The organism is Janthinobacterium sp. UMAB-60 (assembly GCF_900095235.1).
In the GTDB taxonomy this organism is placed as follows: domain Bacteria; phylum Pseudomonadota; class Gammaproteobacteria; order Burkholderiales; family Burkholderiaceae_D; genus Janthinobacterium.
In genome coordinates, this window is record NZ_LT607490.1 from 260635 (window position 1) to 267391 (window position 6757).

7 protein-coding genes are annotated in these 6757 nt (G+C 64.1%); 2 read left to right on the top strand and 5 right to left on the bottom strand.

The features are described 5' to 3' along the window. The 3 genes from K0F86_RS27600 to K0F86_RS16150 form a co-directional block, all read right to left on the bottom strand. Window positions 1-542: DUF4880 domain-containing protein (locus tag K0F86_RS27600; RefSeq protein WP_257572186.1), on the bottom strand; the 542-nt coding region annotated here is incomplete at its 3' end. A gap of 8 nt (window positions 543-550) precedes the next feature. Then, window positions 551-1126: an RNA polymerase sigma factor gene (locus K0F86_RS16145; protein WP_219135347.1), complete on the bottom strand. Its 576-nt coding sequence runs from the start codon at window positions 1124-1126 to the stop codon at window positions 551-553. Beyond that, a complete protein-coding gene (locus K0F86_RS16150; RefSeq protein WP_219135348.1) occupies window positions 1123-1866 on the bottom strand; it encodes a hypothetical protein in 744 nt (247 codons plus the stop codon). The genes K0F86_RS16145 and K0F86_RS16150 overlap by 4 nt, the downstream gene beginning before the upstream one ends. A 209-nt stretch (window positions 1867-2075) precedes the next feature. Between K0F86_RS16150 and K0F86_RS16155 the strand changes: the two genes are divergently transcribed. Next, a complete protein-coding gene (locus K0F86_RS16155) occupies window positions 2076-3092 on the top strand; it encodes a M14 family zinc carboxypeptidase (RefSeq protein ID WP_219135349.1) in 1017 nt (338 codons plus the stop codon). Further along, window positions 3089-3889 carry an alpha/beta fold hydrolase gene (locus K0F86_RS16160; protein WP_219135350.1) on the top strand — a complete coding sequence of 267 codons (801 nt, stop codon included), beginning with the start codon at window positions 3089-3091 and terminating at the stop codon, window positions 3887-3889. The genes K0F86_RS16155 and K0F86_RS16160 overlap by 4 nt, the downstream gene beginning before the upstream one ends. 24 nt (window positions 3890-3913) lie before the next feature. Here the strand turns inward: K0F86_RS16160 and K0F86_RS16165 are convergent, their stop codons facing one another. Next, window positions 3914-5608: a ShlB/FhaC/HecB family hemolysin secretion/activation protein gene (locus tag K0F86_RS16165; protein WP_219135351.1), complete on the bottom strand. Its 1695-nt coding sequence runs from the start codon at window positions 5606-5608 to the stop codon at window positions 3914-3916. Window positions 5609-5615: 7 nt separating this feature from the next. Then, on the bottom strand, window positions 5616-6757 hold a 1142-nt coding region (locus K0F86_RS16170; protein WP_257572187.1), incomplete at its 5' end, for a YDG domain-containing protein.

Here is a 6757-nt window from a genome sequence, read left to right on the forward strand (position 1 = left end):
AGCACCGACACAGGCTGGCGCGCGCCGCTGGCGAGGATTTCCGCTTCTCCGCCCAGCAGTTCGATCGCTTCCGGCGCCCGCACATCGATGCGCGTCTGCGTATTCATCTGCACCGTCATCTGTGGCGACAGCGCCACTTGCCGCTGCTCGCCCGTGCCCGTGCGGTAGTCGGCGGCGAGCTCTTGCAGCGACGGCCAGGCGCCCAGCGGCGGACGCAGGGCCAGCACGGCCACGCCGGCTGCCAGCGCGCCGCCGAGGAAGGCGCGCCGCCCAGGACGGACGGGAAACGCCAGCACGTTCGCCCGCTGCGGCGCGGCTGCGGCGCGGGTCAAGGCGGGATCGAGCGCCTGCCATACTTGCTTGAGTTCGCGCCAGGCGCGCGCATGTTCGGGGCTGCGCGCGCACCAGGCGCGCAAGGCGTCGGCGTCGGCTTGCGTGAAATCGTCGGCACGCAGGCGCACCCACCAGGCAGCGGCTTCCCGGCCGATGGCAGTGTCGTTATGTTCAACTAGGTCGCGTGGATCGCGGTCAGGAGCAGTCATCAGATTCATCAATATTTACGGCGGCCCGACACATCGCTGCGCTGGGCCGCATCGGCGTCGGCCATGCACGTTTTACAGTGTTGCATGGCGGCCTGCAATTCTTTCTTCACCATCGCCACGGAAATGCCGAAGCGCTCGGCGATCTCCGCATTGAGCATGCCGTCGATGCGCGCCGCCGTCAGGATGGCGCGGCGGCGCGGCGACAGGCCGGCCAGGGCCGCGTCGAGCGCCTGCACGTCGAGACGCGCCGAAACGATGCGCGCCGGGTCGCTGATATCGTCGCCGGCCTCGTCAGCCATATGCATCAGTTCTTCGCGTTCGCGCTCGGTGACGATGATGCGGTCGCGGCGGTAGGCATCGGTGGCGATATTGGCCGCCATGCGCAGCAGATAGGCGTCGGGGTTATGGACGGGCGCGGCGGCGGGGCCAGGCGCCACCATCGCTTCGAGGCGCAGCCAGGTTTCCTGCAGCGCATCGGCCGCATGGTGTTTGCAGCCCACCACCCTTTCGAGGCGCCAGCGCAGCACGGCGTAGCGCGAACTGAGGTGGCATTTAAGCCTGGTGCGCAAGTCGGGCAGGCTCATGGCGCGTTTCTACCCGGCGCGCCGGGGGCGCAATCGACTTCACTGCCCGGGCCTTGCGGCAGCAGCAGGATGGAAACGGGCTGCGGCATCGTGGGCAGCGGCGCGGCGCCGACCCGCATGCCCAGCACCACGCGCGCAATCGCCGTGTCGCGCGCGCGCAGCCCCGTGCTGTCGAGCAGGTGCACGCGGTCCACCACGCCGGCGCGGTTCAGATACAGCTGCAGCGCCAGCCGGTAGCCGCCGGGACGCGTCTGCGCCGCGCGGCACAACAGCCCCAGCAGCACATGCTGCAGGCGGCTCACATAGGCCAGATGGTCGCCGCCGCCCTGCGTGGCGCCCGGTATGTCGGCGGCGGCCACCACGGCGGCCTGCGGCAAGTCCGCCGCGGCTAGCGCTGAAGCCGCGGCCGGGGCAAATACGATGACGGCTTGCGCGTCGGACAGCCGCGATTGCAGGCCCGTGCCTTCCAGCAAAACTTGCAGGGCCACGCCAGCCGCGTATGCACCGCGCACGGCGGCCGACTGGCGCTGCGCGTAGCGCTGGTCCATCAGCACGGCGATGCCCGTGCGACGGCTGTACAGGTCGAGCGCATCGCCGAGGTTTTGCGCGGCGATATCGAACTGCAGCACGGAGCCGTCGGCCGGCTGCGCCCGCACGGGCCCCACCGCGGTCAGGAAACCCAGCAAAACCAGGTATCCCGCCAGCGCAAGCACATGGACGGATGCCGGGCTGCCTGTCATATCGCTATCGTGTCGCTATCGTGTGAGGGTGAAACTGCGTGCTAACAAGGCATTATCAAGTAACAATTCTTGTATCAACTGCAATAGCCTACACACAAAAAATGACGGCTTCGTGACATGTTTGCCATGCATATATTTCGCCATGCGGGACGTCGGGCGCGGCACTTATTTCGGCTACACTGGCTGTCACTTTCCCTTTCAGACGCCTGATGATCGAAAAGAATCTGCCCGAGCTGGTCATGCTGAAGCGCCTCATCGACGAGGGCGGCAGCCACCTGGAAGTGGCCGCGCCCTGCGGCATCGCCATGGATGGGCGCGAGTTTCCCGTGTACACGATTGCGCTGGGCAATCCGAGTCCCGACGTGCCCGTGCTGGGCTTTTTCGGCGGCATCCATGGCCTCGAACGCATCGGCACGCAAGTGCTGCTGTCCTTCCTGGAAAGCCTGATCGCGCGCCTGCGCTGGGATGCCACCCTGCACCAGCAGCTGGAAAGCATGCGCCTCGTGTTCATGCCGCTGGTCAATCCGGGCGGCATGTGGCAAGCCACGCGCTGCAATCCGCGCGGCGTGGACCTGATGCGCAACGCGCCGCTGAGCGCGCGCGAAAAAGTGCCGTTCATGCTCGGTGGACAGCGCTACAGCGCCCGCCTGCCCTGGTACCGGGGCGCGGCGGATGGCGCGATGGAGCTGGAAAGCCGGGCCGTGTGCGACTTCGTCGAACGCGAATTGCTGTCGCGCCAGTTCAGCATCGCCCTCGATTGCCATTCCGGCTTCGGTTTGCGCGACCGCATCTGGTTTCCCCATGCCCACACCAAGGTGCCGATCGAACACCTGGCCGAGATCGGCGCGCTGGAAGAGCTGTTCAGCCAGAGCTACCCAAACCACAACTATGTGTTCGAGCCGCAAAGCCGGCAATACCGCACGCATGGCGACCTGTGGGACTATCTGTACCTGAACGGCACCAGCTACACGGGCCGCGTGTTCCTGCCGCTGACCCTGGAGATGGGCTCGTGGCTGTGGGTCAAAAAAAACCCGCGCCAGCTGTTCAACCGGGTCAGCATCTTCAATCCCACGGCCGCGCACCGCCTGCAGCGCGTGCTGCGCCGGCACCTGGTGTGGTTCGATTTCCTCATGCGCGCCGCCAGCAGCCACGGCCGCTGGATGCCGGAAGGCTTGCTGCGCAAGGCGCAGCGCCGGCGCGCGCTGGCGCAATGGTATGAGTCATGACGCCGCCCACCTGGATTTTATTGCGTGGCCTGATGCGCGAACAGCGCCACTGGGGAGAGTTTCCCGCCAGCCTGGCGCGCGCCCTGCCCGGCGCCCGCATCATCACGCCCGACTTGCCCGGCAATGGCGAGCGGCACGCCATGAACAGCCCCACGCGGGTGGCCGAGATGGTGGAATTTTGCCGCCAGGATTTATCCGCACGGGGCATCGCGCCGCCCTACCACCTGCTGGCCCTGTCGCTGGGCGGCATGGTGGCCGTCGAATGGGCCAGTCGCTACCCGCAGGAAATCGCCCGCTGCGTGCTCATCAACACCAGCATGCGGCCGTTCAGTCCGTTTTACCGGCGCCTGCGCTGGCAGAACTACGGCGCCCTGCTGCGCCAGCTGCTGGCCGGCGACCAGCGCAGCCAGGAAGCGCTGATCTTGCGCCTGACGAGCCGCCGGCATGCGGGCGGCAACCCGGCGCTGCTGGCCGACTGGCTCAGTTACCAGCAGGAATATCCGGTCAGCCGGCGCAACGCACTGCGCCAGTTGCAGTCCGCCGCCCGCTACCGCGCCCCGGATCGCCGCCCCGCCATGCCCGTGCTGGTGATGGCCGGCGCGCTAGACCAACTGGTCGACCACCGCTGCTCGCAGCAATTGGCGCAGGCATGGGACGCCGCCTGCATGCTCCACCCCGACGCCGGCCACGACTTGCCGCTCGACGATGGCGATTGGGTGGCGGACACGCTGGTGCAATGGCTGGGGCGAATGGCCCAACAGCCTGGTAACAGTCCGCCCGCGGCTGACAAAAACTGACCAAGGACCTGGCCGTTTGCACGCTCAGAATGCCTTGCCTACGAGCAGCCAGGCATGCGCCGACGACTGCCGGGACAACAGCGCAGGCACCGCGCCCACGCGGGTTGCCACGGAAGCACTCGCGCGCCACAGGTCGGGGCCGACCCAGCTCAGACCGATACCGGCGCCGGACAAGGTCGCACTGTTCGCAGTGACGGTCCAAGGCTGCCGGTTGACCTTGACATAAGCATTGTCGATAAACGCCTGCGCCTGCCATGATCCTGACAACAGCCGTCCCAACTCATGGCGTATTTCCACACTGGCGGCATAGCCGGTGTCGCCTGAAAGCACACCGATGTCATAAGCACGGACAGTATAAGGACCGCCAATGGCCATCTTCTCGGCGGAATCCAGATTGCGGTCCGCCCATTGCCCGGTAAAACTGAGATACAGCGAGTCGCGCGGCGTGAGTCCCTGCAAGCGGGCAAGATTGACATTCCACTTCGAGAATGTACCGCTCGAACGCGCGGTAGCGGCATCCGATGCGGCGGCGGCGGCATCGTCAAAACTGGTACGTCCGCTAGTCCAACTCAGCGATCCGGTGCTCATGCCGCCTGCCAGCAGGCTGTCGCGATAATCACCGTTGATACTGGCTATCCAGTTGCTGAGCTGCCGGTCAGTACGGATACCTGTGAGATCGACGCGATCATGCAGCGTCTTGGCTTCATATTGCAGTTGAGCATAGAGGTTATATTGTTTGGTGCGAATCAATGGATGTCTTACCCACAGGCTGCCGACTGCCGCAGTGCCATTCGCATCAAGGGCGCGGGCAGTGCTGCCGAGCTTGTAACGCAGTGCGGAATATGCGGCGCCGATCCGGGTCCCCTGACCGTTGAGCAGCGTGTCATATGCCGCCCGGAGATAATTCATGCCTTCGCCTGTGGTGGTCATGTTGGCGCTCAGTGTGTCACCGGCATGGAATGGATTGACAATATTGACATTGCCGCTCAGGCGCGTGCGGCCGATATAGCGGTTACCGTAGTTATCCAGCGACAAGTTAGCCAGCGTCGCCGGAATGTACCGCGTCTCGATATCGATGTCGGACGTACCGGTGGTCGCTCCCGGTTTGAGCACCGCATTCACGCCCACGCCTGGCACGTCCGACAGCAACAGCAAAGCATGGTTGAGTTCGTCATCGACAATTAATTTTCCTCTAGCGAGGGGCTGCAGAAAAGCCTGGAGTAAATCGTCGCTCACCTCGCTTTGATTCTTGAGCCGGACGTTGTCATACTGCGCCTCGACGACCTGGATAATAACGACGCCGTCGGTAATCGACTGCACCGGAATGATGGCCCGCGTAATTGAAAATCCATGAGCTTGATAGTATGCGGTAATGCGCCCGGCCAGCTCTTCGAGTTGCGCCAGCGTCAGATTTTTACCTTCCTGATCGGCGATCAATGCATGCAGCGTTGCTGTAGCGAACGCAGTATTGCCTGTGATACGCAATTTGCTCACGTGGAATGGCTGCGAAGGCGGCATGCCGACATCGATTTTCGGCTTCACCTCAAGGACCGGCGCCATCGGTTGCACCGCCTTGGGAATTGGTGGTTGCAATTGTTGCAGAATCGATCCGGCGTTGGGAGGCACTTGCTGACCAACGGCTTGGGCGTCCAGCGACGCAAGCACCAACGCGGCGAACAAGGGTTTCATCAGGAAAGGCTGTTTGGATAGGGTATTCATATATTCTTCACTCTTTGCTGCTGGTAGCAACGAGCGGCAATTGCATGCCGCCATTTTGAATTTTCAGTATCGGCGCGGGCGTGCCAAATCCTGTCGCAGTATTGATTAACGGCAGGCCCATCGTTTCTTTCGAGCTCTCATTGCTGTTGCTGCTGCCAGAGTCAGCCAGCTGCTGCACCACCAACGTCGAGGACAGGCTCAATACTTGTGGCTGCGCCAAGGCTTGCGGCGGCAGCAAGGACGACTGCACTTGCGTCACCGCGCTCTGAACTTGCTGCGTCAGCGTGTCGGGCACAACGACAGCCCCTCCCGTGATGCTGGCGATTGCCTGCGCTTGTCCGGTAACGATGTAATTGCCGATATCGGCACCGCCATAAGTGCTGCTCAGATTGACAATCTTGCCAACACCAGCGGCGGCGTCGGAAAACTGGCCGGTCGACGCCAGTGTGATGTCATCCGAACCAAACTTGCCTGCCAGCGTCGCATTGGCGGTACTCACCGTGGCGACGGTGCTACCGTCGAGAACTTTATCGGCTGCAGTGATGCCACTGACCGTCATCGCTGCGCGGGCAATGGTCGCCGTCAGACCGGATGGTTGCGTCACCACATAGTTGCCGGCGTCCGCGCCGGCCAGGGTGTAGCCGCTCACGGTCACCGCCTTGTTGGCACCGGCGTTCTTGTTCGCAAAGCTGCCGCTACTGGCGCCAATCACCGACACGCTGTCGCTGCCCAGTGCCGCCACGACGGCCGTGCCGCTCAGGGTCGCGCCCGCGGTGGCGTCATAGATCTTATCGACGGCGGCGATGCCCGATACGGCCAGGCTGGCCTTGTCGATGGTCGCCGTCAGGCCGCTCGGTTGCGTCACCACATAGTTGCCGGCGTCCGCGCCAGCCAGGGTGTAGCCGCTCACGGTTACGGCCTTGTTGGCACCGGCGTTCTTGTCCGCAAAGCTGCCGGCACCGGTACCCGTTACCGACACACTGTCGCTACCCAGCGCGCTAACCGCAGCCGTGCCGCTCAGGGTCGCACCCGTGGTGGCGTCATAGATTTTATCGACGGCGGCAATGCCCGACACGGCCAGGCTGGCTTTGTCGATGGTCGCCGTCAGGCCGCTCGGTTGATTGATGACGTAGTTGCCGGCGTCCGCGC